The sequence below is a fragment of the Halobacillus rhizosphaerae genome (genome assembly GCF_046719735.1).
In the GTDB taxonomy this organism is placed as follows: Bacteria; Bacillota; Bacilli; order Bacillales; family Halobacillaceae; genus Halobacillus_B; species Halobacillus_B rhizosphaerae.
The window spans coordinates 19,760-46,000 of sequence record NZ_JAUTWQ010000023.1 but is presented as its reverse complement, the minus strand read 5'-3'; the positions used below and the strand labels follow the sequence as shown (position 1 = coordinate 46,000).

At 40.2% G+C, this 26,241-nt stretch carries 25 protein-coding genes; 10 read left to right on the top strand and 15 right to left on the bottom strand.

Going from position 1 to position 26,241, the window contains the following annotated elements; translation table 11 throughout:
- Nucleotides 1–88 precede the first annotated feature (88 nt).
- The gene (locus tag Q7A53_RS18370; RefSeq protein ID WP_411790658.1) at nucleotides 89–421 is read left to right on the top strand and encodes a hypothetical protein; all 333 of its coding nucleotides are present in this window, start codon (nucleotides 89–91) and stop codon (nucleotides 419–421) included.
- Nucleotides 422–626: 205 nt separating this feature from the next.
- On the top strand, nucleotides 627–1,187 hold the full coding sequence (locus tag Q7A53_RS18365) for an FAD-dependent oxidoreductase (protein WP_411790657.1): 561 nt from the start codon (nucleotides 627–629) through the stop codon (nucleotides 1,185–1,187).
- A gap of 412 nt (nucleotides 1,188–1,599) precedes the next feature.
- Here the strand turns inward: Q7A53_RS18365 and corA are convergent, their stop codons facing one another.
- Entirely contained in the window at nucleotides 1,600–2,550 is a 951-nt protein-coding gene (gene corA, locus Q7A53_RS18360; protein WP_411790656.1) for a magnesium/cobalt transporter CorA, read from the bottom strand.
- Between the two features lie 139 nt (nucleotides 2,551–2,689).
- Here corA and Q7A53_RS18355 point away from each other — a divergent pair, with 139 nt between their 5' ends.
- Complete coding sequence (locus Q7A53_RS18355) at nucleotides 2,690–3,286, top strand: GNAT family N-acetyltransferase (protein ID WP_411790655.1); 597 nt, start codon at nucleotides 2,690–2,692, stop codon at nucleotides 3,284–3,286.
- Between the two features lie 184 nt (nucleotides 3,287–3,470).
- Here Q7A53_RS18355 and Q7A53_RS18350 read toward each other — a convergent pair whose 3' ends face one another.
- The 5 genes from Q7A53_RS18350 to Q7A53_RS18330 form a co-directional block, all read right to left on the bottom strand.
- Complete coding sequence (locus tag Q7A53_RS18350; RefSeq protein ID WP_411790654.1) at nucleotides 3,471–4,397, bottom strand: manganese-dependent inorganic pyrophosphatase; 927 nt, start codon at nucleotides 4,395–4,397, stop codon at nucleotides 3,471–3,473.
- A gap of 416 nt (nucleotides 4,398–4,813) precedes the next feature.
- Nucleotides 4,814–5,377: a class I SAM-dependent methyltransferase gene (locus Q7A53_RS18345; RefSeq protein WP_411790653.1), complete on the bottom strand. Its 564-nt coding sequence runs from the start codon at nucleotides 5,375–5,377 to the stop codon at nucleotides 4,814–4,816.
- A gap of 251 nt (nucleotides 5,378–5,628) precedes the next feature.
- The gene (rsgA, locus tag Q7A53_RS18340) at nucleotides 5,629–6,651 is read right to left on the bottom strand and encodes a ribosome small subunit-dependent GTPase A (RefSeq protein WP_411790652.1); all 1,023 of its coding nucleotides are present in this window, start codon (nucleotides 6,649–6,651) and stop codon (nucleotides 5,629–5,631) included.
- A gap of 153 nt (nucleotides 6,652–6,804) precedes the next feature.
- Nucleotides 6,805–7,584, bottom strand: coding sequence for an ABC transporter permease (locus Q7A53_RS18335; RefSeq protein ID WP_411790651.1), 780 nt, complete (start codon nucleotides 7,582–7,584; stop codon nucleotides 6,805–6,807).
- On the bottom strand, nucleotides 7,574–8,545 hold the full coding sequence (locus Q7A53_RS18330) for an ATP-binding cassette domain-containing protein (protein ID WP_411790650.1): 972 nt from the start codon (nucleotides 8,543–8,545) through the stop codon (nucleotides 7,574–7,576). The genes Q7A53_RS18335 and Q7A53_RS18330 overlap by 11 nt, the downstream gene beginning before the upstream one ends.
- Nucleotides 8,546–8,807: 262 nt before the next feature.
- Between Q7A53_RS18330 and Q7A53_RS18325 the strand changes: the two genes are divergently transcribed.
- Complete coding sequence (locus Q7A53_RS18325) at nucleotides 8,808–9,059, top strand: hypothetical protein (RefSeq protein ID WP_411790649.1); 252 nt, start codon at nucleotides 8,808–8,810, stop codon at nucleotides 9,057–9,059.
- Between the two features lie 12 nt (nucleotides 9,060–9,071).
- Here the strand turns inward: Q7A53_RS18325 and Q7A53_RS18320 are convergent, their stop codons facing one another.
- A complete protein-coding gene (locus tag Q7A53_RS18320) occupies nucleotides 9,072–9,416 on the bottom strand; it encodes a hypothetical protein (protein WP_411790648.1) in 345 nt (114 codons plus the stop codon).
- Between the two features lie 201 nt (nucleotides 9,417–9,617).
- On the opposite strand from Q7A53_RS18320, the gene nfsA reads away from it, so the two are divergent.
- Complete coding sequence (gene nfsA / locus Q7A53_RS18315; protein WP_411790647.1) at nucleotides 9,618–10,355, top strand: oxygen-insensitive NADPH nitroreductase; 738 nt, start codon at nucleotides 9,618–9,620, stop codon at nucleotides 10,353–10,355.
- Nucleotides 10,356–10,620: 265 nt separating this feature from the next.
- Here the strand turns inward: nfsA and Q7A53_RS18310 are convergent, their stop codons facing one another.
- Nucleotides 10,621–11,838, bottom strand: coding sequence for a cation:proton antiporter (locus Q7A53_RS18310; protein ID WP_411790646.1), 1,218 nt, complete (start codon nucleotides 11,836–11,838; stop codon nucleotides 10,621–10,623).
- A gap of 270 nt (nucleotides 11,839–12,108) precedes the next feature.
- Here Q7A53_RS18310 and Q7A53_RS18305 point away from each other — a divergent pair, with 270 nt between their 5' ends.
- From Q7A53_RS18305 to Q7A53_RS18290, 4 genes are all read left to right on the top strand, one after another.
- Nucleotides 12,109–13,113 carry an aldo/keto reductase gene (locus Q7A53_RS18305; RefSeq protein WP_411790645.1) on the top strand — a complete coding sequence of 335 codons (1,005 nt, stop codon included), beginning with the start codon at nucleotides 12,109–12,111 and terminating at the stop codon, nucleotides 13,111–13,113.
- 273 nt (nucleotides 13,114–13,386) lie between these two features.
- Nucleotides 13,387–14,001, top strand: a complete 615-nt coding sequence (locus tag Q7A53_RS18300) for a TetR/AcrR family transcriptional regulator (protein ID WP_411790644.1) — start codon at nucleotides 13,387–13,389, stop codon at nucleotides 13,999–14,001.
- A 103-nt stretch (nucleotides 14,002–14,104) separates the two neighbouring features.
- The gene (locus Q7A53_RS18295; protein WP_411790643.1) at nucleotides 14,105–16,333 is read left to right on the top strand and encodes an MMPL family transporter; all 2,229 of its coding nucleotides are present in this window, start codon (nucleotides 14,105–14,107) and stop codon (nucleotides 16,331–16,333) included.
- A gap of 200 nt (nucleotides 16,334–16,533) precedes the next feature.
- The gene (locus tag Q7A53_RS18290; RefSeq protein ID WP_411790642.1) at nucleotides 16,534–17,010 is read left to right on the top strand and encodes a DUF456 domain-containing protein; all 477 of its coding nucleotides are present in this window, start codon (nucleotides 16,534–16,536) and stop codon (nucleotides 17,008–17,010) included.
- 92 nt (nucleotides 17,011–17,102) lie between these two features.
- Here the strand turns inward: Q7A53_RS18290 and Q7A53_RS18285 are convergent, their stop codons facing one another.
- A complete protein-coding gene (locus Q7A53_RS18285; RefSeq protein WP_411790641.1) occupies nucleotides 17,103–17,561 on the bottom strand; it encodes a glycosyl-4,4'-diaponeurosporenoate acyltransferase CrtO family protein in 459 nt (152 codons plus the stop codon).
- The gene (locus tag Q7A53_RS18280) at nucleotides 17,558–18,643 is read right to left on the bottom strand and encodes a glycosyltransferase family 2 protein (RefSeq protein ID WP_411790640.1); all 1,086 of its coding nucleotides are present in this window, start codon (nucleotides 18,641–18,643) and stop codon (nucleotides 17,558–17,560) included. The genes Q7A53_RS18285 and Q7A53_RS18280 overlap by 4 nt, the downstream gene beginning before the upstream one ends.
- A gap of 172 nt (nucleotides 18,644–18,815) precedes the next feature.
- Between Q7A53_RS18280 and Q7A53_RS18275 the strand changes: the two genes are divergently transcribed.
- Nucleotides 18,816–19,688, top strand: a complete 873-nt coding sequence (locus Q7A53_RS18275; protein WP_411790639.1) for an alpha/beta hydrolase — start codon at nucleotides 18,816–18,818, stop codon at nucleotides 19,686–19,688.
- Nucleotides 19,689–19,881: 193 nt separating this feature from the next.
- On the opposite strand, the gene Q7A53_RS18270 is transcribed toward Q7A53_RS18275, so the two are convergent.
- From Q7A53_RS18270 to Q7A53_RS18250, 5 genes are all read right to left on the bottom strand, one after another.
- Nucleotides 19,882–20,349 (bottom strand): helical membrane plugin domain-containing protein, encoded by a 468-nt coding sequence (locus Q7A53_RS18270; protein ID WP_411790638.1) that lies wholly within the window; start codon nucleotides 20,347–20,349, stop codon nucleotides 19,882–19,884.
- Entirely contained in the window at nucleotides 20,349–23,294 is a 2,946-nt protein-coding gene (fdhF, locus tag Q7A53_RS18265) for a formate dehydrogenase subunit alpha (protein WP_411790637.1), read from the bottom strand. Before fdhF ends, Q7A53_RS18270 begins: the two co-directional genes overlap by 1 nt.
- A gap of 15 nt (nucleotides 23,295–23,309) precedes the next feature.
- Nucleotides 23,310–24,116: a formate dehydrogenase accessory sulfurtransferase FdhD gene (gene fdhD, locus Q7A53_RS18260; protein ID WP_411790636.1), complete on the bottom strand. Its 807-nt coding sequence runs from the start codon at nucleotides 24,114–24,116 to the stop codon at nucleotides 23,310–23,312.
- A 153-nt stretch (nucleotides 24,117–24,269) separates the two neighbouring features.
- Nucleotides 24,270–25,472, bottom strand: a complete 1,203-nt coding sequence (locus tag Q7A53_RS18255) for an MFS transporter (protein WP_411790635.1) — start codon at nucleotides 25,470–25,472, stop codon at nucleotides 24,270–24,272.
- Nucleotides 25,473–25,539: 67 nt separating this feature from the next.
- Nucleotides 25,540–26,130, bottom strand: coding sequence for a DUF2087 domain-containing protein (locus tag Q7A53_RS18250; protein WP_411790634.1), 591 nt, complete (start codon nucleotides 26,128–26,130; stop codon nucleotides 25,540–25,542).
- Nucleotides 26,131–26,241 lie beyond the last annotated feature (111 nt).

Below are 26,241 nucleotides of genomic sequence, written 5' to 3'. Positions count from 1 at the left end.
AATTTCTATCTTGAAAACTTCATGTTTATCTGAAAGAGGAGACGGGTAAAGCTATATCAAGATAAAAACATCAGGGAGGTTGGTCGAATTGAAAGAACTTTCTTCTTATCATGTATACTTTCATCAGCCATTAACGACAAATCAAATTGTTAACATTCATAAACTTTCTACAAAAAATAAACAGAGCGTTTATCTTCACCAGAACCATCTAATTGCAGATGCGGGTCATCTTACAAAGCTATTATCATTCTTCCTATTTGTAAATGTGGATGAACCTGTTCTGTTAATTATTGACGGTGAAAATGTGGAGGATGTCTATGAAGAGCTTCAAAGTCTATGTACAGATAACATTTCTGAAGTTAATCGTAGAACTAGATATTCAGAACAAATCATGAACAGCCGCACTTCTATCACTGTCTAATTTCACCGCGTAATCAATAATTTTCATTTTTAGTGATCACTTTATGATAGGGTTTACTTTCACCCTCCCCACCATTATAAAAACGTCTTGTTCCATTAAGGAGCAAGGCGTTTTTTGTGAACAATTCTTGTTAACTATTTTATTTACCCTTCAATCTCCGCTATACTAAAAGTGTGAAAATTCACACTTAAAGGAGTGAAGATGGATGTATGATGTAGGTATTATTGGCGCAGGACCTGCAGGAGCAAGTGCAGGTTTACTTACTGCAAAAGCAGGAAAGAAAACCGTATTGTTTGATAGCGGTAAGAGTATCACAGCAAAAGCCTGGGTTGAAAACCATTACGGTGTTGATGGAATTGAAGGCCCTAAGCTCTTAGAAAACGGCCAGAAACAAGCGGCTAAATTCGGAGCAGATATTGTTAAAGAAGAAGTGAAAGAAATTCAATCTAATGGCGGTGTGTACAAGATTCTTACTTCCGAAAATTCCTACGACGTGGATCATATTATTTTTGCTACGGGGATGTCTACTAAGCTTGCGGAAAGCTTCGGTCTGGAAGTAGTAGATGGTAAAGAACCTAGAGTCGCGAAAATGATTAAAGTAGATGAAAGCGGACATACGGACCAATCAAAGATCTGGGCAGCAGGTACTGTGGCAGGAGTGAGTGTCCACACGATCGTTACCGCTGGTGATGGAGCACAAGTGGCGATTAATGTTATCAGTGAATTAAACGGGGAACGGTACGTAGACCACGATATCTTAAAATAATAACAAAAGTTAGACTGAGTAAGAAGTCTTTTAACTTTTATAAAACCCGAACGATGATGACCTTTTAATACCATTCTTCCATCATCGTTCGGATTCTTTGTCCTGCATAAGGCAGGAACTCCAAAAGTTCCCACTGAAAATCACTTAAGTTTCCCCTTTAGACTGAGTTCATTCCCTATAGCCTATCCTCTTTCTCTTTTAAGTTGGAGAGAGTATAGTCCAAGTCATTATTTTGGCCGGCGCTCTTCAATATCAACGGAGATTTCAAACTCATTCCACATAAGAAGCACCCCTTTTACATTTGATACTTGTAGTATAGATCGCTTCCGGTTTTTTTATAACTGTCAGGCGAGTGATTTCATCTCAGTCTTTAGACGGAAAAGAAGCTTGCACCCATCAGGGTGCAAGCTTCTTAATCAAACCATCCTTTATTTCTAAACCATGAGTACATTCCGACAGCTATTGCAATCATCACAATCCAGACTACAAAATATCCATACCTTGAATCCAGCTCCGGCATATTACTAAAGTTCATCCCATATATCCCTACGATAAACGTAAGAGGCATGAATATCACTGAAATAACCGTTAATATCTGCATAGTTCGATTCGTTTGGTGTGAGTTGAGTGACAAGTAACTGTCCCTGATATCCTGAGTCATTTCACGATTTGAAGCTATCATTTCTGCCACTTTAATTAAGTGATCGTGAATATCAGCAAAGTATTCACGCCGATCTCTTACACCGTCAAGATGGTGAGTATTCAGCACGCGGTATAATAAATCCCTCATTGGATGAACCGTCTGCCTTAAGGCAAGCAATTCACTGCGACGGTCAAATAGTTCATCAAGCAGTTTCTCCATAGATAATTTACGCGTATTATCCTCAATCTCATTAATATGATCTTCAATTTGATAGACGATGGGGAAATAGTTATCTACGACTTTATCCAGCAATTGATAAAGAACAAAATATTCATCCAGCGATTGTGGATCGCGATTTCTTTTCAAAAGACTCCTGGCAGACTCTAAAGCAGGCGAATCTTTATTGTGATACGTCACAATAGAACATTCCCCTAAGAACAGATCAATCTCCTGTTTTTCCAGTGTCTTTTTGTTCACAGAATGGATAACAAAAAACGTGTGGTCATCATAATAATCAAGCTTCGGGCGCTGCAATTCGTGGAGGCAGTCCTCAATGGCCAGCGGGTGAAAATGAAAATATGATTCCAAAAGTTTAACTTCTTCTGCCGTAGGATTATTGAAATCCACCCAATACCAATCGGCATCCATGAGAGTAAGCTCTTCCAATGTCAACCCTTCGAGGATCCCTTTTTCCTTTGAAAATGCTGTAACCTCAATCATACTATCACCCTTCATTTATGTACGCATGTATCTAAATGTATTCCCCTTTTCAACAGATAGAAAACCCAGAAAGATAACTCATTATCCTCTATCGAATATGGTAGGATAATAGTAAGATTCCAGCTAAAGGAGAATGGATATGGGTAACGCTTTAAAAAAGGTTGCACTGCGCGGGGAAAAGGTCTTCCTGCGAAGTTTAAACGAAGAAGACCTCCCTATACTTTGGAAGCTGATCTACGGAGACAAAGATCCAGTTTGGAAAAAATGGGACGCGCCTTACTATTCGCTTGAGCCCCATACTCTAGAAAGTTATCGAAGTCATGAGCATGCTCGAGTCGAACGATTGAAAAGGGATGAACCTGACTCCCGCCTAGTCATTATCGTTCAAAATAAAATCATTGGCACAGTAACCTATTACTGGGAGCACAAACCTTCTTTATGGCTTGAAATCGGTATAGGAATCTACAATCCTGCCTTTTGGTGTAATGGGTACGGTACGGAAGCTCTTGGATTGTGGATTGAACATTTATTCAATTCCCTCCCTATCGAAAGAGTAGGCTTAACTACTTGGTCCAAGAATGAACGGATGATGCATGTGGGTAAAAAGCTAGGGATGAAATTAGAAGGCAGGCTACGAAAATGCCGATTCTTCGAGGGAACATTTTATGATTCCATTCGTATGGGCATTCTTCGAGAAGAATGGGAAAGCCGTCAAAATATTCTTTCCCCACCTTAACGGGTAGCAGCCCAATCATTCGTTGATTTTAAAAAGTAACAGGATGATTGGACTGCTTGCCCTGACTCCGGATAACTGTAAGGAATAATAAATTGCCGCTTTCAAAACATAGAAAAGCCGAACCAATAGTCATCGGTTCGGCTTTTCTATTATAAATATCTATCATTGATTCAATTCTTTAAACTTATCCTAGCTGCTTGTTAAGCGGAGGTACTATTTGTTTTTTACGAGAGACTACACCTTCCAGGACTGCTTGATTTCCATCAAGAGTAACTCCGAAAGCCTGCGCTACGGCATCTGTCTCGCCGCCAACCGCAACCACAGTTGAATTATTGGAAAGTATGTCAGTCACTACGAGCAGGAACAAATCAAGATTTTTATTAGAAACGGCTTGATTTATAGATTCCTCAAGCTCTGACTTTCGAGCAAGTACGTCATTCGTGTCTACCGTATTAACTTGGGCAATTTCGACTTTCTTGTCCCCCATCTGGAATTCTTTTGCGTCGAGGGAAATAAGCTGATCGGCGGATTTGTCACTAATATCAGCACCAGCTTTCAGCATTTCAAGACCAAACTGCTCTGCATCTACACCAGCAATTTCAGCTAGTTCTTCTGCCGCTTGTTTATCTTCATCAGTGCAAGTTGGGGATTTGAATAGCAAAGAATCAGAAATGATTGCTGAAAGCATTAAACCTGCCATAGTTTTAGAAACCTCTTTGCCATTCTCTTTATACATTTTATTTAGGATAGTTGCTGTACATCCAACCGGTTCAGCACGATAATAAAGCGGCCCCTTTGTTTCGAAGTTAGCAATACGGTGGTGATCAATAACTTCCGTAACCTGCACATCTTCAATATCGTCAACACTTTGCTGGCGCTCGTTGTGGTCTACAAGAATAACTTGCTCTACTTCATTCGCCACAGTATTTACCAGTCGAGGTGCTTCTACACTAAAATGCTCCAGAGCATATTGAGTTTCCCCGTTAATTTCCCCTAAACGCACCGGCTCAGTATCATGCCCAAGAGCTTTCTTTAAATCTGAATATACAATCGCTGAACAAATTGTATCTGTATCAGGACTTTTGTGACCAAATATTAATGTTTTACTCATCTCAACTACATCCTTTCTGCTATCAATATGTAAAGTAATTCAATTTACCAGGTTACATTATAAAATAAAACACTGATTTAGTCGAACTTCGTGAACATCACGGGATTCTTATCACATCTATCTTAGCACAATTTTTCTAGTCTCAAAAGGAAAGATACCGCTGCGTTGTGCAGAAAATCATTCCAAGTATTTTGACGTCTAATGCCCATTTATCCAAATGCCTAATCTAGCTGAATTCATTCCTCCTAGAAGGAAATTCGGCCATTGCAGTACCTTCATAAAATAAAGATAACCCGAACCATGAAAATAAAAGGTCCGGGTTAAACGGCGAATAAAATACTCTTGTACCAGGCTTTTTTATTTGAAATTTCTCCTGGCACTTATGTGTCTGTCCTCTTCATACCCTTGTTCCTGCATTATTGAGCTAAAATGTAATAAACATTTTCATTTAAATGTCCGGTTTCTAATTTAAATCCCTGTTTTGAAGCAGCTTTGGCCATATCTTCTGAAGAAATCCGATGGTTAAGAGGCGGTCCTTGATCAGAATCGCGTTTTTCCCAATCCAGAATCAGAAGTTTTCCGTTTTCGTTTAATACTCGGTCTACTTCTTTTAAGGTTTGCTCAAGGTCAGAAACTTCGTGAAGTACAAAAGCAGTCACGGCCCTCTCAAAAGAACCATCCGGGAAATTCAGCTTTTCTATACCGCTTTCCATTCGTTCTATATTGTCTAATCCTTCTGATTCTGCTCTTGCAGCCAGCATGTCTAACATTTCCATTTGCAGGTCCACGGCCGTCACCCGCTCCTTAGTTGCTTGTGCTAATGGGAGAGTTAAATATCCATTTCCAGCTCCAAGGTCAGCAATTTTTTCATTGCCTTGCAAATCTAAAAGCTTAATAATTTGATCTACTGGCACAGTTTTTTGTCGGTCATCACTTAACAGCTTTTCCGCTTTTTCTGGTGAAAATAATCGATCTGACATATTCATATCCTCCTATTGATATCTTAGTAGAACTCTTACATTTTGAATAACCTGAATATCCTAAAGATGCTTTACATAGTCATCCCTTACCTACTATTTCCCGTCCTATCCTAAAAATATTCCCCCCTTTATTAAATCGGCAGGGGGATTATCATAAGATTTTGAGGGATGACCCGGTCCTAAAACGATGGTAAAAAAATAAAAAAGGCGTCAGTTCACTGACACCTTTCTTAAGTCTGATGAATTAAAATTCACTTAGGTCCATGTAAAATACGATTTGTACGATGCGTCCCATATTGTTCCTTCAGCTCTAACCGCCTAAGTTCTCTTCTCAATTTAAAATAGTTTTTCAAGCGAGATTCCTCTAATTCGCCATCTTTAATCGCTCTTTGAACTGCACATCCGGGTTCCGTGTCATGACTGCAGTCTCTGAATTTACATTTATCGCTTAAAACTTCAATATCTGAAAAAGCTGCATCAGAACTTTCTTCCTTACTCCAGAGCTGAAGTTCACGCATTCCAGGTGTATCAATAACCACAGAACCATTTGGCAGTTCAAACAATTCGCGATGAGTAGTGGTGTGCCTTCCACGATTATCAGAAGACCTCACTTCGCTGGTAGTCATTCTTTCTTCTCCCAAAAGCCGGTTAATTAACGAGGATTTCCCTACGCCGGACGAACCTATTAATGCAATGGTTTCTCCGGGAATTAATTCATTTTCCAATAAATCTAACCCTTCTCCAGTTAGATTGTTTATAGCATATACGGATATCCCGGGAGCTGAAGCGGTTACCTCTGCCAGCCTATCTTCCGTCTCGCTGCATAAATCCCGCTTTGTACATACAATAACTGGGAGTGCACCACTTTCATAAATCTGCGTAATATACCGTTCAATTCTTCTTAAATTGAATTCCTCTGTTAAGGCGGTCACAATAAACACCTTATTTATATTGGCAGCTATGAGTTGTTCAGTATGGCTTTCTCCAGCTTTTTTTCTTGATAATAACGTTTCTCTGGTTAAGACCTTATGAATCAGAGCCTTTTCATCTTGATCATAAGGTTCAACAATAACCCAATCTCCAATCGCAGGTAAATCGCGGCTGCTCTCCACTTGATGGTGAAAACGTCCAGAAAGCTGGGCAATATAAGTCTTATCCCTAGTACGAATATCATAGAGACCCTGGGTTACCCGGCTGATTCTCCCTGTTGTTTCCTCAGAGGTTACCTGTAGTTGAAAATGGTTACGAAAATCTTTAAGCTGCTGCTTGTTCATTAAATTCCTCCTGTAGCAGGAGGACCGCAATCAGTTGATGTGTCCTCCTAAATGATTGTATGGATTGGTTTGAGGTTGATAACTTGATTTAATAGACATAACACATCAACTCCTTTACGTTAGTTTCTAAATTATACCACAAATTTATAGTAATCAGCCTCTGGAAACCGCTTTTTTTGCAGATAATGCAGCAAACGTTATCGTTATGGCGCACACAATAATAATCGCAAATACACCTTGCATCAGATCCCAAAAAACCCAGCCATCGATTAATACAGTACGCATACTTTCAAAAATATACGTTGTTGGATTGATCGTTGCCGCTACTTTCAGCCAATTCGCTTCAATCAAATCATAAGGGACAAAGGTTGTACTTAGAAAGATGAGCGGGAAGAATATAAAAGTTCCTGCTTGTGCAGCTTGAGCATTCTTCGTACGCAGCGCTACACCTGCTGAATAACCTGCAAAGGCAAGTCCCCATCCGATAGCAATAAAAATAACGAACAAGATCCCTCCAAAACCTGTAACTGATTCTAGCCCTAATAAATAACCGATGCATATAATTAAAATAGTTTGAACGAATAACTGCAGCATGCCCGCGATAATCGGCCCAAGCACAATGGCGAGTCTTGAAGCAGGAGTGAGAAGAAGTCTTGAAAAGAACCCATTCTCTATATCCTTCACAATACTCTGCCCGGCTCCACCTGCTCCCCCGATGGCTGCAGACACTATAGATACGGGAAGGATGAAGGCAAGGTAATTGGCTCCTTCGAAAGTGGGAAGCTGAGAAATACCACTCAATCCACCATCATAGACCAGCAGGAAAAAAGCTGAAATCATCAGGTTGGGAATAAAAGAAAAAGGATTTCTAAGTGTCGTTTTAATGTTTCGCTTTGTTATTAACCAGGTGTCTTTAAAGAGATTATTCCCCATAAGAACGCTCTCCTTCCACTTTCTGTTCACTGGTAATTTTCAAGAAAATATCATCCAATGTAGGAGAGGATAAATTTACGGTGTCTACTTCAATTTGATGCTGATCGAGAATCCGGATGAGTTCCAGCAGTTGTTTTGTCCCATCATCCACATATATATTTAACTTTCCATTTTGCCGGATCGCATCTATGTCATTGGTTTCACTTTTCAGAAGCTGCTCAGCTATTTTCTCTTCTTCTTCAGAATGAAAGGTCATGGCAATCAAATCGTTGCCAATTTGAGCTTTGAGCTCCTTAGGTGTCCCCGTGGCTACAATCTCACCATTGTTAATAATACTAATGCGATTTGCCAGAGAATCTGCTTCCTCCAAATATTGAGTCGTCAAGAAGATAGTCGTTCCATTTTCCTGGTTTAGCCTGCGGAGTTCCTTCCAAATGGCCATTCGGTTTGATGGATCAAGCCCTGTAGTCGGCTCATCCAAAAATAAAATTTTTGGTTCGTTCACTAACGTAAGAGCTAAATCGAGCCTTCTCCTCATCCCGCCCGAATAATTTCCTATCCTCCGGTCCGCTGATTCTTCAAGCTGAACAATTCCTAACAGTTCATCCGCTCTCGTTTTAGCTCCCTGTTTAGAAAAACCGAAGATATTAGCTTGTAATTCAATCATCTCTCTTCCAGTCAAATCAGGATCAACTCCAGTTTCCTGAAGCGCAACACCGATATATTTCCTCACCTTCTCCGGTTCCTTTATAACGTCATGACCCGCCACCATGGCTTTTCCACCAGTTGCATTAATTAGCGTCGTTAAGATTTGAACCGTCGTGGACTTACCAGCTCCATTGGGTCCTAAGAAAGCAAAAAATTCTCCATCCTTCACATCAAAAGAAACATCTTTCACTGCTTTAACGTTTCCTTTTTTAAAAGTTTTCGATAAATTTCTCACTTCAATTCTTCCATTCATTGGGCGATCTCCTCTCCTTGGCTTTCCTATGCTCAGTAAGTCTTTCTCCTTATAAATAACATACCGAATAAAGTGCTGCATTTCACCTATTAATATTTTCTTAAGCACATTGAATGAACCCTCTTTTAAATCTGACGATCAAGGAAAAGAGAGGGCACTGTTCCCCATCGCAAAACTAGACGTTTTTCGCTGTTGAAAAAAGATGGAAAACAGTGGTAAACTCCAATAATATCAAGCCATTCATTTAGTGAGGAGGTGCGAAATGATCCACTTATTCGATGTAACTCGTTTTATTCCTTTCCTGCTAATTGCCGCATTCGTTAATACTTTTTCAGCCTATGTAAGCTTCAGGAGAAGAAAATACTTATACACTATGTTGTCTGGAGTCCTGCAAATTATTTTAAGTATCTTTTTCGCATTTTCCATTGGTCCGGTATTGTTCGGTCTCGGCAGTCTCCAAATATATTTAGGGCTAATCCATATGAAAAAGGCGAAACCTATAAGACTGAACTAATCAGTCTTATAGTCATTTCACCCGTTTCTCAATATAAATACATAGGTCCCCGATAGTTTTGAAGCGCTCAAATTCTTCTTCAGGCGGTAAGACATTCTCCATACCTGTTTCTATTCCCCAATAGGTGATTATGGCAGTAAAGGTCTTTATGAATCGATCACGGTCCCCGCAATATAGCAGTTCCAGCTCCATATCGGACGTCACATATTCTACAGGATGATCATATGTAATATCTAAATACTGGCATACAAACTTGACAGTAGTAATATAAACTTCTACTATTATGGCTTTATTTTGTGTTTGGTTTTTTACGTCCTTCTTGAATTTGTACTGCTCAAAGTCAAATACGTTAGACAAAGGGCTCACCTGCCTAAAAAAATATAGTATAGTAATAAATTCTTCGTCAGCAAAAATTTTTCCTCTAAATTCACTTTAAAATTTTCTTAATTTTTTGTCAATTTACTTTAAATTACTTCCTAAAGATCGTATTAATACAAAATCTAATCGCAATTTGTTAATTTTAAATGAAGTAGGATTATAACTAGGAGGAAATTTTTTATGAATTCAATCATTCAATCTCTATTAAATCACCGTTCGATAAGACAATTTAAAGATATTCCCGTAACAGAAGAACAACTGGATACGATAATTAAGGCTGCACAAAGTGCTTCAACCTCAAGTTATATGATGGCCTATTCCATTATCGGAATAACAGATCAACAGAAAAAAACGGAGCTCGCTGAAATAACTAATCAGCCTTACGTTAAAGATAATGGTCATCTGCTTATTTACTGTGCTGATCTTCATAGACCTGCAGTAAAAGCTTCAAAAGAGGAATATAAAGAAATGCTTCCAAATTTAGAAAACAGTGAACACTTTCTAGTATCTGCCATTGACGCGGCTTTGGCGGCACAAAATGCAGCAGTCGCTGCTGAATCTATGGGATTAGGGATCTGCTTTATTGGAAGTATTCGAAATAATATCGAAAGAGTAGATGAGATACTCGGACTCCCAGATCACGTGATCCCCTTATTTGGGATGGTATTGGGAACACCTGACCACAGCCCAGATCAAAAGCCGCGGCTTCCTAAAAGAGCAATATATTTTGAAAATGAATACCAGGAGCATGAACAAGAACTAGATGCATTTGATGAGCAAATTTTGGCGTATTATCAATCCAGAACTTCTAATTCTAGGAATGATACTTGGACAGATCAAATGCGGAGAAGATTTACTCATCCAATGAGGATGGACGTCACGGATCTTGTCCAGAAAAAAGGATTTAATAAGCGATAAACCAATTTAGAAAGGGTAGGAGAAGTCATACTAAAAACTAAAACATTATTGCCTGGCTGAAAAAAACACATTTTTCTGCCAGGCATTTTTTATTTTTTCAAGTACTATTAATCCCGCTGCTCCCCTTTTTCTTTATAAATGTCTCTGAAAACAGCAGTACCTCTCTCACGAATAGGTATTTACTTCTAAATAAATCAAACCTGAACCATATTTGGGTTCAGGTTTGATAATGTCTATAAAAACCGGACAGCTGCCAAACTTCCTATCAATCACCAATTAGTCCAAGTTTTTTAATAAGCGGTTTAATGGTTAACCCTTGAATTAGTAACGAAAACAACACAACGGAAAATGTAAACAGCAAGACTTCATCTCTTCCGGAAAAATCCTCTGGTAAACTTAGAGCCAGAGCTACAGATAAACTTCCTCGCAAACCTCCCCAATTAAGAAGCAGCCTCTCCTTAACAGATATACCGTTGATACGTCTCGTGCTGAAATATAAAGCAATCGTTCTACCTAGTAATACAATGAGAATCGCTAATGGAATTAATATCCAATTGCCGTTGAATTGTACATTTTGGATTTCCAGGCCAATCATAAGGAAAATGAGAGAATTAGCAAGCAAAGTAATAACATCCCAAAACGTGTTAATATTCGTCCTTGTCTCATCTGACATGCCGATCTTAGCCCCATATTCTCCAAAAATAAGACCTGCAACTACCACAGCAATCACTCCAGAAGTGTGGAAATGTTCTGCAATAAAGTAACTCCCGAAAAAAAGTAAAGCACTGAATGCTATTTCTAAGGGATAATCGTCATATAGACGGATGATCTGAGAAAAAATATATCCCATCGCTAAGCCAATTACTGCTCCACCTGCTGCAAATTGCAAAAACAGCAGGATTCCGTGACCAAGTCCGGACCACCCCATCTCAATATAAGTCAACAGATAGATACTTGATATCTTAAACAGTACGACAGCAATTCCATCATTAAATAGCGATTCACCTTCCATTACAGTGGACAGCTTCTGCGATACCCCTAAGGACTTAAAGATGGATAGCACACTGATGGGATCGGTTGCGCTCATCAATGCAGCAAATGTAAAAGCGACGGCAAGAGGCAGGCCAAGCAGAAAGTAAGCCCCGGCACCAATGCAGATAAAGGATAGAAAAGTTCCTAAAAACGCAAGGCTGACTACTGGCTTTCTTTGTTTATATAAATGAGGAAAGGATAATTTTAACGTTGCGTCCCCTAAAAGAATCGGTAAAAAAAGCGAGATGATGGTTGCCTCAAAAACATCCGACTGTGTTATGTAATATTCTGCGTCTTCCAAATAGGGAATTTCTGTTAGTCCAAGAATTAATCCAACAATGACTAAAGCAATAGAGTAAGGTTCTTTTAACAACTTGGCAATTGCAATGACTGAAACAGAAATAGCCAGTAAAATTAAAATTTGTATAAAAGCTTCATGAAATCCGTCCATTATGTTGTACCTCCATTGGCATAATATACCTTTATTTTGTCATAACTCTTATTCGATTACTAACCTTTACTATTTTATTCACGAAGTTCCCTCTTTTCGAAGTAAGAATAGTAAGCAGATCTTTATATTCTCCCCCATTATTCTCTTTATTTAAAGCTGGCTGTAAATATTTCTTTCGCTTCCACCTTCAAGAGTCGTGCCACTTAAAAAGATTAATCATGTGGATTTGCGGGTAGACACAAGGATGAATTCGTTATGGAGGTGGAATCGTTGGAAAAATTAACAATTAATCATACAGAAAAACAAGCCACCCGGATTGGACTGGGTACTTGGGCGATCGGAGGCTGGATGTGGGGCGGAACCGATGAAAAACAATCTATAAAAACCATCCACTCCGCTTTGGATAAAGGAATTAATTTCATTGATACAGCCCCGGTTTATGGATTTGGCCAATCCGAGGAAATTGTCGGAAAAGCCATTCAGCAATATGGAAACCGGGATGATCTTCTGCTGGCTACTAAGGTAGGAATGGACTGGAAAGGTGAAGATGTGTTTAGAAATGGCAGTAAAGAACGAATTCATCAAGAAGTCGAAGATTCATTACAAAGACTTCAGACGGATTATATTGATGTCTACCAAGTTCATTGGCCTGATCCAGTCACCCCTATTCATGAAACGGCAGAAGCTCTCCATTATCTTCACAAACAAGGGAAGATTAAAGCGATCGGAGTGAGTAACTTTTCACCAGAACAGATGGATATTTTTAGAGAAGCTGCTCCTATAGATACTCTTCAGCCGCCTTACAATTTATTTGAACGGGATATCGAAAAGGGTATTCTGCCATACGTTAAGGAACACGAAATTACCTCGATTACTTACGGTTCCCTATGCCGCGGTCTTTTATCAGGAAAAATGTCAACGGATAGAGAATTTAAAGGAGATGACTTAAGAAACAACGATCCTAAATTCCAGCAGCCTCGTTTCACCCAGTACTTAAATGCTGTCGAGGAATTAGATGAACTTGCCAAAAGTCGTTATGGTAAACGTGTTCTTCACCTGGCCCTCCGATGGGTATTAGATCAGCCAGGTTCTGGCATTGCCCTTATGGGTGGCCGAAAACCAGAACAGTTGGATCCAGTACAGGAAATTGAAGATTTTCACATTGATAAAGAAACAATGAATGATATTGATAAGATTCTTTCAAAGCATATTAAAGACCCGGTCGGACCAGAATTTATGGCACCGCCCGATCGTCAGGATATGGGAATTAGGTAACAGAGAGATGAGGCATTAATCGATATAACTGCAAGATATCTACGCCTTAGCTAAATGGAGAACTAAAGTAAGACACTAAAACGCCCGAACCTGTGAAAATAACCGGTTCGGGCGTTTTTGTCCATCTGCCGTGCTTAATAGATCTTTGCTTCAGCCGATTCAATTTTGACTTCTCTTCTGTGATCAATTATGATTCAATTATAACTAAACTTATCACTTGATAAGCTGGATTAGCGCTAGAAGAAATGACAAAAGAAAGTTTGAGAAACTACAATGAAAAAAACTGAAACAAGAAACATGATTATTCAAACTTCACGAAAGCTATTTATGGAATTAGGCTACAGAGCAGTCTCTACTAGACAAATTGCTGATACATGCGGCATTACCCAGCCTGCCCTGTACCACCACTTCTCAGGGAAAACCGAACTATATGTTGAAGTCATTCGTTCTGTTTCCTTAGAAACAAAGCAATCCATGGATGAGATTCTGGCGCAGAACCTGTCTACAGAGAAATGTCTCCTTAAAGTGGTTTCCTATATGATAAAACACCACCCGAATGATTTAACTCAGATGTTTCACGATATTCAGCATGAGCTGCCTGAACCGGCTCAGAAACAAATTCAAGTGTGGTGGCACGAAGCTTATTTATATCCAATGATTGAGGTATTTAAGAAAGGTTTTACCGACGGCTCTCTGCGGGACCCTCAGGCAAGCGGCTATACACCGACCGTTTGTGCACGGCTTCTCATGACATTAATAAACCATGCTTTATCTTCCACTATCTTTACTATAGGGAAAGAAACAAAAGCTTCCGAACGCAGTGAAGAAGCAGCAAAAAAGATTATCAGCTTCTTTTTGTATGGTTTTGCCTCAGATTCTATTCATTAAGCAAACAATCTTTAATCTCGTATCATCCGATGGGCTGGTACAATTTTTTTACCCTTGGCTTATCAATTGATAAGTAAACGATCATTTATGGAGGTTGATGAAAGTGGAGAATAGTTGGTTTGAAAGATTTTCAGAACGCATCAGCGGGAAAAACGGGAAATGGATAACAGTAGTATTATGGATTATCATGGTTGGAATACTAAATGGATTGCTTCCTCAGGCCAATTCTCAGGAGGATAATGCCGCTAGTAATTTTGACGAAGACGTGCCTTCCGTGGAGGCATCACGCATTGCGAAAGAGCAATTTCCGTCCGATTCAGGCGTACCTGCACTTATAACCTGGTATCGGGAAGATGGATTAACTCAAGAAGACTTTCAGCATATTCAGCAGCTCTCTAAAGAAATTACTGAGGATCCGCTTCCGCACCAGAAAGGGACCATTCCCTATTTCCAGCTTCCCCCTCAGGCGCTTAAGCAGCAAGTATCAGAGGATGGAACTACGATTGTGCAGCCGATTTTCTTTGACGAAAATCAAGAAACAGCGGTGTATAAAGAAGGACTGGAGAAAGTAAAAAGCCAAGTCAAGGACATCTTTGGTTCTGAACCATTCCAAGCCGATATAGACGCCGACCAAACATTGGTGAGCCGCGTTACTGGTCCAGCAGGTATCGCAGTGGATGCAGAGGGACTGTTTTCAAATGCTGATGTATCCCTGCTGTTATCAACGGTTGCCCTGGTTTTAATCTTTCTATTAGTCATTTATCGTTCCCCTATCTTAGCTCTTATTCCGCTCGTAGCGGTTGGATTCGCTTATGGAGTTATTAATCCGTTATTAGGCTGGATGGCAGCTCAAGGCTGGATTACCTTTGATGCCCAAGGATTATCGATAATGACCGTCCTTTTATTTGGTGCAGGAACAGATTACTGTTTATTTCTTATCGCACGATACAGAAGTTTTCTAAAAGAAGAAGAAAGCCGGTTAACCGCTATGAAAAAAGCTTTCAGCGGTACAGCTGGAGCGATTGCAATGAGTGGTCTAACCGTCATGTTTGCTTTACTTATTCTTCTGCTTGCTCAGTATGGGACCCTTCAACGTTTCGCCGTTCCTTTTAGTTTGGCGATATTAATTATGATGATCGCAAGCCTTACCCTCGTACCTGCTTTGCTGGGGATTTTCGGCAGAGGATCATTCTTTCCGTTCATCCCGAGAACCCCTGCTATGGAAGAGGAGCGGGCAAGAAAAAAAGGGAAATCCGTACCGAAAAAAACAACCAAACTTACTATCTGGGACCGTCTTGGCAAACTAGTGATTGATAAAAAATGGATTATTGCTTTAACTACTGCGCTTATACTGGGTGTGTTAGCATTGTTCTCTACCCAGACGAAGTATACCTTTGACACCTTGTCTACTTTTCCAGAGGATACACCTTCCAGACAAGGCTTTTCATTAATCGGGGAACACTTTGATCCAGGACAGCTGGCTCCTGTCCAAATCATCGTTCAGACCGACGGCAAGAGCACAAACATAAAAGAGAACTTAGAAGATCTCTCTTATATAGCTAAAGTTTCTGATGCAAAAAAAGCCGAAGATGACCCGAACCTATTAAGCTATAGCGCAGAATATTCTATGAATCCTTATTCTCAAGAAGCAGTTAACAAAATTAAAAACTTAAGAGATATCTCAGAAAACGCTCTGCAATCGGCAGCTATTTCTAATCCAGAGGATAAGGTATGGATTGCGGGTCAAACCGCTGAGCAATATGATACTTCACAAATCGTTAACCGGGATTCCAAAGTAATCATTCCCGTCATTATTGTCATGATCGCCTTATTACTTGTTCTTTATTTGCGATCTTTAACTGCTATGGCATATTTAATGGCGACTGTCCTGCTCTCTTACTTTAGTGCGATTGGAATTGGTTGGATTATACTTCATTACGGTTTTGGAGTGGAAGAACTACAAGGGTTTATCCCGCTGTACTCTTTTGTATTCATTGTTGCCCTAGGAGAAGATTACAACATCTTTATGATCTCAAGTATTTGGAAGAAAAGCCTCTCCAAGAAATTGGGCCAAGCGATAAGCGAAGGGGTATCGGAAACCGGTTCAGTTATTACCTCTGCCGGATTAATTTTAGCAGGGACTTTCGCAGTATTAATCACTCTTCCTATTCAAGTACTCGTCCAATTTGGTACAGTGACGGCAATAGGAGTTTTACTGGATACGTTCATCGTTAGACCATTTCTCGTTCCTTCTCTTACAGGAATACTCGGAAAGTACGCATTCTGGCCAAGTAAACCGAAACTTAAAACAGAAAGAAGCAAATCTCATTAACTGAGAAGCCGGAATATAGGAATTATACTCTCACTAGACTCCGAACCACGTTCTATTGGTTCGGAGTCTAGTTATTTAAAGGAAGGGCATGCTCCTATTAAGTGCGGATCTGTTAGTCAGCTTTTCGGTTAAAATTTTCAAGTTATTTCCGCCTTTACTTAGTTTAAATGATAGAATAAATTCAAATCAGGAGGTGAATTATGGAGTATCTATACTGGAGCATCATAATTATCTGTTTTGCAGCTAGCTTTGCCAGCTTGATATTCCCGATCATTCCGGGACCGCTGGTTCTTTGGATCGGATATGTAACTTATTACTTTTTTATTGATCGGGATACGCTTTCTCTATATTTTTGGATTGGAATTATTCTATTAACCGTGCTTCTCATCGCCGCTGATATTATAGCGAACAGTTATTTTGTAAGAAAGTATGGCGGAAGTAAATGGGGAGAAAGAGCAGCAGCGGCAGGTGTGATCGCTGGTTCATTTATTTTTCCTCCATTCGGGATCATTCTGCTGCCGCTAATCTTAGTCGCAGTGGCCGAATTAATCCAAAAAAGAACCCCTGAATCAGCTGCCAAAGCAGCCTTAGGGTCATTTCTAGGCTTTCTAAGCGGCTCTATTGCAAAAATCGTTATTCAATTGATAATGATTGGATGGTTTTTCTTTGAACTATAATGGTGTATGGTTCGTTCTACATCTTTTCAGCAGTCATTCCAACCTGATTAATTTTATGGAAAAATCCGCCTGATGATCTCCCACCAATAAGATCATTTGCGGTCAAGGGAAAGCATTTTAAGCTTTGCTAGACGCGATCGATTGTACCTCTGAATAATAATAAAAGGAAGGTTAAAGAGTACGGCGTACATGATATTGATCCAGCCTGCTAAAGGACTGTTGAAGAAAAAGAACAAAGGCGCAGGTAGCATTTGCATCCAGTGAGAGAGCTCTGATCGATAAGTTTGTAATTCGAATTTCCAAAGACTTCCCTTCTCTCTCAAGTCCTTCGCCGTTTTACCAGTTCCATTATTAAACCATTTTCGGGCTTCAGGCAGCCTGTGTTTCCATTTTCTAATCTTGATTTTTTCATAAATGGATCCGTTTTTTTCCCATTTATTGATTTTAAAGATTGTTGAAAATTTCAAAACAAAAGATTCCGGACAGAAAAATACGATGAAACTTATACTTAAATGGATAGCAACCCAGACGGCAGCATTAACTATTATCATGAGGAATCTTTCCCCTTATTTCCTGCAATTTGGCGGCCTTTCCATGTAGTTTGCTTGAACAGAAAGGAATTCAGGAAAGAATAGGCAAATACAATCACAAAAAAGAAAAAGTGAACGGGAAAAAGAGCCGCGTCATACCAATGAAAAGTACCGACCTGCTTTAGAAAACGATACAGTAAACACGATAGGATGACATAAATAATACTACTCCACCACCCAATGTGGATCATATTTACCAGGAATGAAATGATAAGAGAAACCCAAATAATACTTACAATCGACAAAACAGGCGAAGCTGTTCGAGCTCCAGAGGCAAAGCTTTTTGACCAGCCATTTACCACCGCTGAAAAGCGTGAAGGATACATTCTCATATGAACTACTTTTTTACCGCTGTAGGCGAATGTCCTTACTCCTTGCTTTCCCGCTCGTCTTGCTAATGCTAAATGTTCAACAATTTCTCCCCGGATGCTAAAGTGACCCTCCAGCCTCCAATACGTATCCGCCTTAATAATTAAACAAGGTCCGAAGCCACCATGGGTATTCATGCGATTTCTGAAAAAGTTAGTGATTCCTGACGATAGAAATACTATCATATGAAACACAGAGGAAAGTTTTTCCCAGAACGAACGCATTTCATGATAAGGGTGAATGGTTATAAGACACTCTTTTTCCTGGGCTTCTGCAAACTGAATAATTCGGTTGGGGCCATCAGGAGAAAACCAGGTATCTGCGTCGAGAAAGAATAATGTTCTTCCTGAAGACTCTTTTGCACCATGGTAACAAGCCCAGGATTTCCCCTGCCAGTCACTTGGAATTGGCGGAGGGGTTACTACTTTTACTCCATACGATCGGGCAATTTCAGAAGTATTATCATCAGAATCATCATCCACTACTAAAACTTCCTGATGGATACTCTTCTGAGCAAGAATAGATGGGAGCAAGCGCTTAAGATTCTCTGCTTCATTACGCGCAGGAATGATAATAGAGTACGATTCAGTTTCTTTAATTTCTTCTAAAGGAAAAGCCACCTTATGCCAAAAAAGCAATAAAGTAGCTACTACAGCAAAGATCATGAGCCACATCGCTTACACCTCATCTCTTTTACATTTTTCGAATTCGTGAGAACCATAATTCAATCATAGCATGATTCATATATTTCCAATATTTTTAGAGATGAAAAAATTCAGTTCTCTTACACAGCAAATTATTTGCGCTGCTGCATTCGTACAAACAAAAAATGAGAGGAGCTTATTTATGATTACTACGTTGACAGCTAACCTGCTTCGACTATTACCTAACCAAGCAGAAAAAAAACCGCTAGTGGAGTTTCAACCTGTTCAAACAAAAACTGATATCCTTATAGATAACTATGAGCTTAGCACGGCCATCTCCTGCTATTACCCAATAGGAGCTGTAGAAAGACGGCCGGTTTATCTAAACTTTCATGGTGGAGCTTTTATTATGCATTCAAAAGAGATGGATGACCCTTATTGCCGCATGCTTGCTAATGAAACTAAATGTGTGGTGGTGAACGTAGACTATCCCAAAGCGCCTGAGTATCCGTTTCCCATTCCCGTACAACAAAGCTATGACATATTGAACTGGATCAAACATCATGCAGAAGAACTGCGAATTGATCCTGAAAAAATAATAATTGGCGGTCAAAGTTCCGGTGCAAACTTAGCGGCAGTGCTCTGCATGTTATTAAAAGAACGTCATGAACCACAACCTTTACTACAAGTTCTATCCTGTCCCATGCTTGATTTCTCTACTCCCCATGCAGAAAAGCCTGAGCCTGACCCCTGGCGGTCGAAATACCCGCAGGTGGCCAATTTCCTGAATCATTGTTATGTACCCGAGTCCAACCAAGCTGCCCACCCTTATGCTTCTCCTGTTTTGGCAGAAAGACTGGAAGGATTAGCTCCAGCACTCATAATCGCTGCCGAGCATGACGCTTTTCGCCCTGAGGCAGAAAAGTACACAAACAAGTTAATAAAGTCAGGAGTCCAGGTTCAACTGGAACTTTTCGAGAACTGTACGCACGCCTTTCATCATTTAGGACCTAAGGATAAGGCTCAGCAGGCTTGGCGATTAATTGCAGAATCATTGATCAAGGCTGTACAGTAAAGTCCCCCAATAGTGAATGGGTCGTGAATGTCACCCTGTACTCTACGATTTACTGAGTGCTTCATACTTTCCATACATCCCACGTTAACATCATCTTCCCCTCCAGATTATTAAAAAAAGTACTCCAACTGTAAAATAAATTGGAGTACTTTTGAAGAATTGAATCATCTAATATCTTTTAGAATTCATCGGTTTATTTTTTCCCCATCCCCTTTAAGAACTGTAAAATCATCGTAATACTACGGTTGATTTCTGGATCTTTTAAGGATTTCGCTAAATCAAACATCGACGTTTTCTTTCCTTCCGAGGAAGGTTCCATTTCCTCTAATCCATGATTTAACCGGGAGGTCAGATCCCGGATGGCTTTTACATCCAAATCACCTAGTAAGAAAATAAGTTCAGGGAGGTTCTCAAGCAAAGAAGTGTACCTCTCTTTATTTATCTCTTCCACTAAATTGGTAAGAGCCGCATTCTTTTTCTTATTAAAGGCGTACGCGGAATCAAGGGTGCCGCCTTCATCCAAGGCGGAAAGAAGTTTAATCCCCTTTAAAATTGCTTCTTTATTATCTGAGACGGCTTCTTTAACTTCCGAAAAATCCTTCTCTCTTTGTTCCTCCTGAGAAACTTCATAACGTTTAATGGTAGTAATTGACTTTGCCATTATCTTCTCACCTTGCTTCCCGGAAATTCATAATCCTCTCTTTGCCACTTCTTCTCTACTTTCACACTAACTTGAGGGACTGGTTCTCCTCTTCGATGATTATTAGAAGGAATGGGGGACTCGCCCTCTTTCTTAAGAATCTTCATTTTTACAGCAATTTCTTTATATGCAGGCGTGTTACTGTCCTTATCTACCCGGTTATCTGTTAAAAAATTTATCGCTGATTTTCCGTTGTCATTTAAGGGCATAAAAAGCTCTTTGCCACTTACTCGGTCTGTGATAGTTACTCTGCCTGTGGCTGATCCAGCATCGGATATTAACTTCACTTGAGCCCCTTCTTCTATACCGCGTTCTTTTGCCAGTTCAGGAGAAACCTCGACGAAAGAATTTGGTGTTTTCCTGGCAATTCCCTCCGATTTATAAGTCATATTCCCTTCATGAAAATGCTCAAGAAGCCGGCCATTATTTACATGCAGATCATACTCATCGGTGGTATCGTATTCGAGTTGAAAGTCAAGAGGATATAATCTTGCCTTCTTGTCTTCAAACGGGAATCCTTCCGTAAACAGTAACGGCGTATCCGTTCCGTCCTGTGCTACTGGCCACTGCAGGGAATTGTACCCTTCTAAACGATCATAAGTAACGCCCGCAAACATAGGAGAGAGACTCGCTGACTCTGCCATTATTTCTGCTGGATGCTCATATCCCCAATCGTAGCCCATTTCTTTGGCAAGTAGAGATAAAATTTCCCAGTCAGGCTTGGCACCAGGGAGCGGATCCAATGATTTATACAAACGCTGAATTCTTCGCTCCGTGTTTGTAAACGTACCGTCCTTCTCCAGACTCGGGGCAGCGGGTAATACTACATCCGCATATTCGGCTGTCTTCGTAAGGAATAAATCCTGTACTACAAAGAAATCCAGTTTTTCAAAAGCATCAGTTACATAGTTGATGTTTGCATCCACTATTCCGGTATCTTCCCCAATAACAAACATGCTTGACAGGTTGCCGTCATGAATGGCCTCAATCATCTGATGATTATCTTTACCAAATTCTGCCGGAAGTTCTACACCCCAAGCTTTTTCATAGCGGGATCTTACCTCGTCGTCTGTTGTCTTTTCATAACCAGGGAAGAAGTTCGGCATACTGCCAAAGTCACTGCAGCCTTGAACATTATTATGCCCTCGCAATGGATAAGCGCCTGCCCCTGGTTTCATATAGTTTCCTGTAACGAGCAGCAAGTTGGAAATAGCCGTACTCGTGTCACTTCCGCGCATATGCTGAGTGATACCCATAGCCCAGCATATGGAGACCGTTTCACTTTTCGCGATCTCTTCCGCTACATTCTTCAATTCATCCACTGGAATCCCCGTTAAGTCTGAAGCGTATTCCAATGTGAAAGGTTCAAGGCTCTGCTTGTATTCTTCGTAGGAGTTCACCCATTCATCTAGGAATTTTCTATCTTCCCAGCCTTGGTCAAGAATGTATTTGGTTACGGCAGAAAGCCAAACTAAATCTGAACCAGGCTTCGGCCGGTAGAAGCGGTCAGCACGCTGGGCCATTTCATGCTTTCTCAAATCGAAGACAAATAATTTTTGATTAAATAATTTATGAGATCGTTTAATTCTAGAGGCTAATACTGGGTGGGATTCTGCCGTATTAGATCCTATAGTGATTACGAGTTCTGCTTTAGCTATGTCAGAAATGGAACCTGAGTCTCCTCCATGTCCTACTGTTCGGAACAATCCCATAGTAGCAGGGGTTTGACAATACCTGGAGCAGTTATCAATATTGTTTGTGCCTATGATTTGGCGGGCAAGTTTCTGCATTAAGTATGATTCTTCATTCGTTGCTTTTGAGGAAGAAATAAACCCTAAATGGTCTGCGCCTTTCTCCACTTTGATTTCATTAAATCTTTTTGCCACATAGGAGATTGCTTCGTCCCACTCTACTTCTTCAAATATTTCGCCTTTACGGATAAGCGGTTTTGTTAAACGATCTTTACTATTTACATAGTCCCAGCCGAATTTCCCTTTCACACATGTAGAGATTCCATTTGCCGGAGATTCCGCATGAGGAACGACTTTAAGTACTTCTCTATCTTTTGTCCAAACATCAAACGAGCATCCAACACCACAATACGTACATACGGTTTTTGTTTTCTTGATTCGTTCTTCCCTCATGGCAGCTTCTGTATCAGACACGGCAAACAATGGACCATATCCCGTTTCTACTTTTTTCGTTAAATCTATCATAGATTTAAGGAGCCCGGGTTCCTGTCCTGTTAGAAAACCAGCATCGCCTTCCATACCTTTCTCCATCATGGCATTGCATGGGCAGACGGTCGAACACTGGCCGCAGTTTACACAAGAGGACTGATCTATAGGAACATCATTATCCCAGATGACACGAGGCTGCTGGCGTTCCCAATCGATTGTGAGTGTTTCATTAACTTGTACATCCTGACAAACCTCTACACAGCGCCCGCAAAGAATACACTGATCGGGATCATAACGATAGAAAGAGCCGGAATCATCCCTATTGTAGGGTTTCTCTTTAAAAGGACGGGATTGATGTTCCAGACCAAATTCGTCCATAGTGTTATGAATCTCACAATCCCCATTATTGTAATCACAAACGGTACAGTAAAGTTCGTGATTTTCAAGAATCGTATCCAGCGCTTCTTTCTGAGCTATCTTAACCTGAGGTAATTCCGTCTGCACCCGCATTCCTGCTTCAACCTTTAAGCCGCAGGCACGCTTCAACTCTCCATTTACCTGTACGATACAAGTATCACAGGTTTCTATGGGACCGAGTGACTCGTTGTAGCAGATTTGCGGAACTGTTTCATTTGTTGAATTAATTAAATCAAGCAAATTCTGGCCCGGGTCTGCTAAATACTCACTGCCATTTATAGTAACTACTGTATGGTCTCGCTCTAACAATTTAAATTCCTCCCTTTACGATAGATCCCTTTGTTTATTAGTTTCTATAATTCTTTCTGGATGCGTATATATATTCATTCTATCATTGCGGACGAATCCTGCCGCTGTAATATTAAGGTCATAGGCTAACTCCAGGGCTAAATTAGTAGGCGCAGACTTTGACAATAAAAACCCTATCCCCATTTTGGAGACCTTCAACAGCACCTCAGAAGAAATACGTCCGCTGAAGATAATGATTTTTTGGTTGTTTTGCATGCTGTGTTTCAGCATATAACCATATAGTTTGTCTAAAGCATTATGCCTCCCAATATCTGAAAAAACGATTTGCATTCCATCTTTATCAGCTAAGGCTGCCTGGTGCACCCCGCCTGTACGCTGGAACATCTCAGCGTGATTATGAAATTCATTCATTAAAGTTAGACATACCTCGGGTTCAACGTGAAAATGACTCAGGACTGTGCGAGCCGTCTTAGCATCCCCTTGAAAATAAAAAGAGCGGCTTTTACCACAACAAGAACCGATCCACCTTTTATCTCCAGCATTCAATCGCTGGAAAGTACGGTGGATGTCTATGTAAGCAAACCCCATATCCTTATCAATTGATATGGACTTCACATCTTTTGTGGTTCTTATTATTCCTTCTGTTGCCAAAAAACCGATGACTAATTCTTCAAGATAAAGAGGGGTACACACCATGGTGGCATATTCCTCGCCATTAATGTGTATAGTGAGAGGAAATTCGATTGCAACCTCATCATTTTCTTCGCTGTACACACCCCTTTCATACTTTGTCATGTTCCAATGTAATGTCCCTTTTTCCATAATTCTGCCTCATTTCAAAAGGATGATACAGGTATTTTCCTTTTTGGAGATAATTCAAACCTGAAAATCAACGAAAGTTCTCTTTTTAGCTTTATCTAAATTGAGTTTACTCATTAGATGAGGTAAATTACCCTTGAATCCTAACTAGACCTATCAGAATGGTGTTTGTTTAGCTCTATTCTTAAATAAGAAGAAGACTACTACCATTATAGAACCAAAAACAATATTTACTCCCCCTCCGATCCCACCAATGAACCTTTCTGAGAAATGGTCCAAAGCAATTCCCGATGCCAGCATGAACCCCCCTAGTATGACATTGGTACTTGCTTCCAACCCTCCAAATACACGTCCTTGCCAATGTTTAGCAGTATGCTTCATAATCAGAGTATGAAAACAGGCAGCACCGATTCCACCAACAAATGAAATCCCTGTAAACAATAGGGATACCTCCAGAAGCGCATCCGCCTGGCTTGCCGCAACTTGCAAGACGCCTTCCAAAATGATGGAGAAGAGCCCTATTTGCAGGAATGAGCGCGATAGTTTTCTCGTAATGACAAAACTTCCCGCTAAACCTATTCCTAACGAACCATACAATGCCCCAATACCCAGACCTCCCAGTTGTAAGGTTTCTGAACCATAGTAACTAATAAGTACGTTAAATATGCCATCCGTTGCAGAAATAACAAGTTCGATAAGACAGACAGCCAGTACGACTTTGTGAAGCTTATTAAAAAAGACTTTTGCTGAGAGAGGAGTCTCACCCCCTTCTTCGTTAGCGAAGATGTTCATAGGTAAGGTTAAGTGTTTGATCAGAAGAACAGCGAAGATAAAAGTCAAAGCGTTCCATAAAAATGCCATTTTGACTCCAATCACATACGTTACAATCCCTCCCGTTATCGAACCAATGATGAGTACCACACCTATCATTACTTGTTCTAACCCATTTACTCGAATCAACTCTTCTGCATCCGTAATTCCTGCAATGGCACTCTTTCTAACTGGTTGATAGAATGCTTCCCCACAGGACAATGCCAGGACACAGACAAAAATGATCCATAGATCATTTTCTGTGTTCACAAATAGAAGACTTAAGGCAAACGGCACCCTTACTATGTCCGTGGTTATCATTAGCTTTTTTTTGCTTACACGATCAGAGAGTCTTCCTCCAATAGGAGATAAAAATAAATACGGAAGAATTCTAATTCCCATAGCTGCCCCTACTGCTAAGCCAGAACCGGTGAGCTGTAAAAGCAGAGTTAGTACAGCTACTTGACTAAAGCGATCGCCCACTCCATTTACGATCCCAGAGTAAAAGAGATATTTATATGGATGATTTTTCAATAAGGAAGAAGTCATGATATTCCCTGCCCCACGAATTAGATATGCATCTAATTAGATTACAAAAAGAAAAAGGCAACCTCTGTTACCTTTTAACGACTAGCGGCCACATTTCTTGAGGATTTAATTCGTATTGATTATTTTCACGGTACATGAAATGATGCATAATCCATTCTCTTCGTAAAGTAGCAAAGTCATCATAGAAAGTTTTAATATATTCATTCACTTCGCTTTCTTGATAGACCTTACCCGTTTCAAACCCCTGGACAAAGTAAGAAAGAACGACTAGCTTTTTCTTTAATTGACTTGGAAGCTGTTTTAATTGGCCATTTGCCGTAATAAAACTTTGAATTACTTTTCTCTGTTCTTGTTCCGTACCTTTCAATTCATCCTTCTTCATACTCTCCTCATCTCCCAATTTTAAGATAGCACTTGCCATAAAGGCGAGTTTCTTTTCATCTAGATAGAAGTAAATCGTATTCTTGTCACGAAGGGCATAAACCATCCCGGTATCCCTCAGCTTCTTAATATGGTGCGAAATTGTCGGAGGACGCAGACCCAATTTACCCGCAATTGCCTGCCCGTGCAGCGGTCCCTTTCTGAGTAAGGCGATAATCCTTAACCTTGCAGGATCGCCGACTGCCTTGTGAAAGGCAACCATCTTATCCAATTGCATAATTTTTTCATCTCCCTTCAATTCTATCTAATTAGTCATTCATCTAATTAGATAGTAAACTAATTAGTATCGAACGTCAATAAAGCGACTGAAGAAAATATCAGCCGCTTT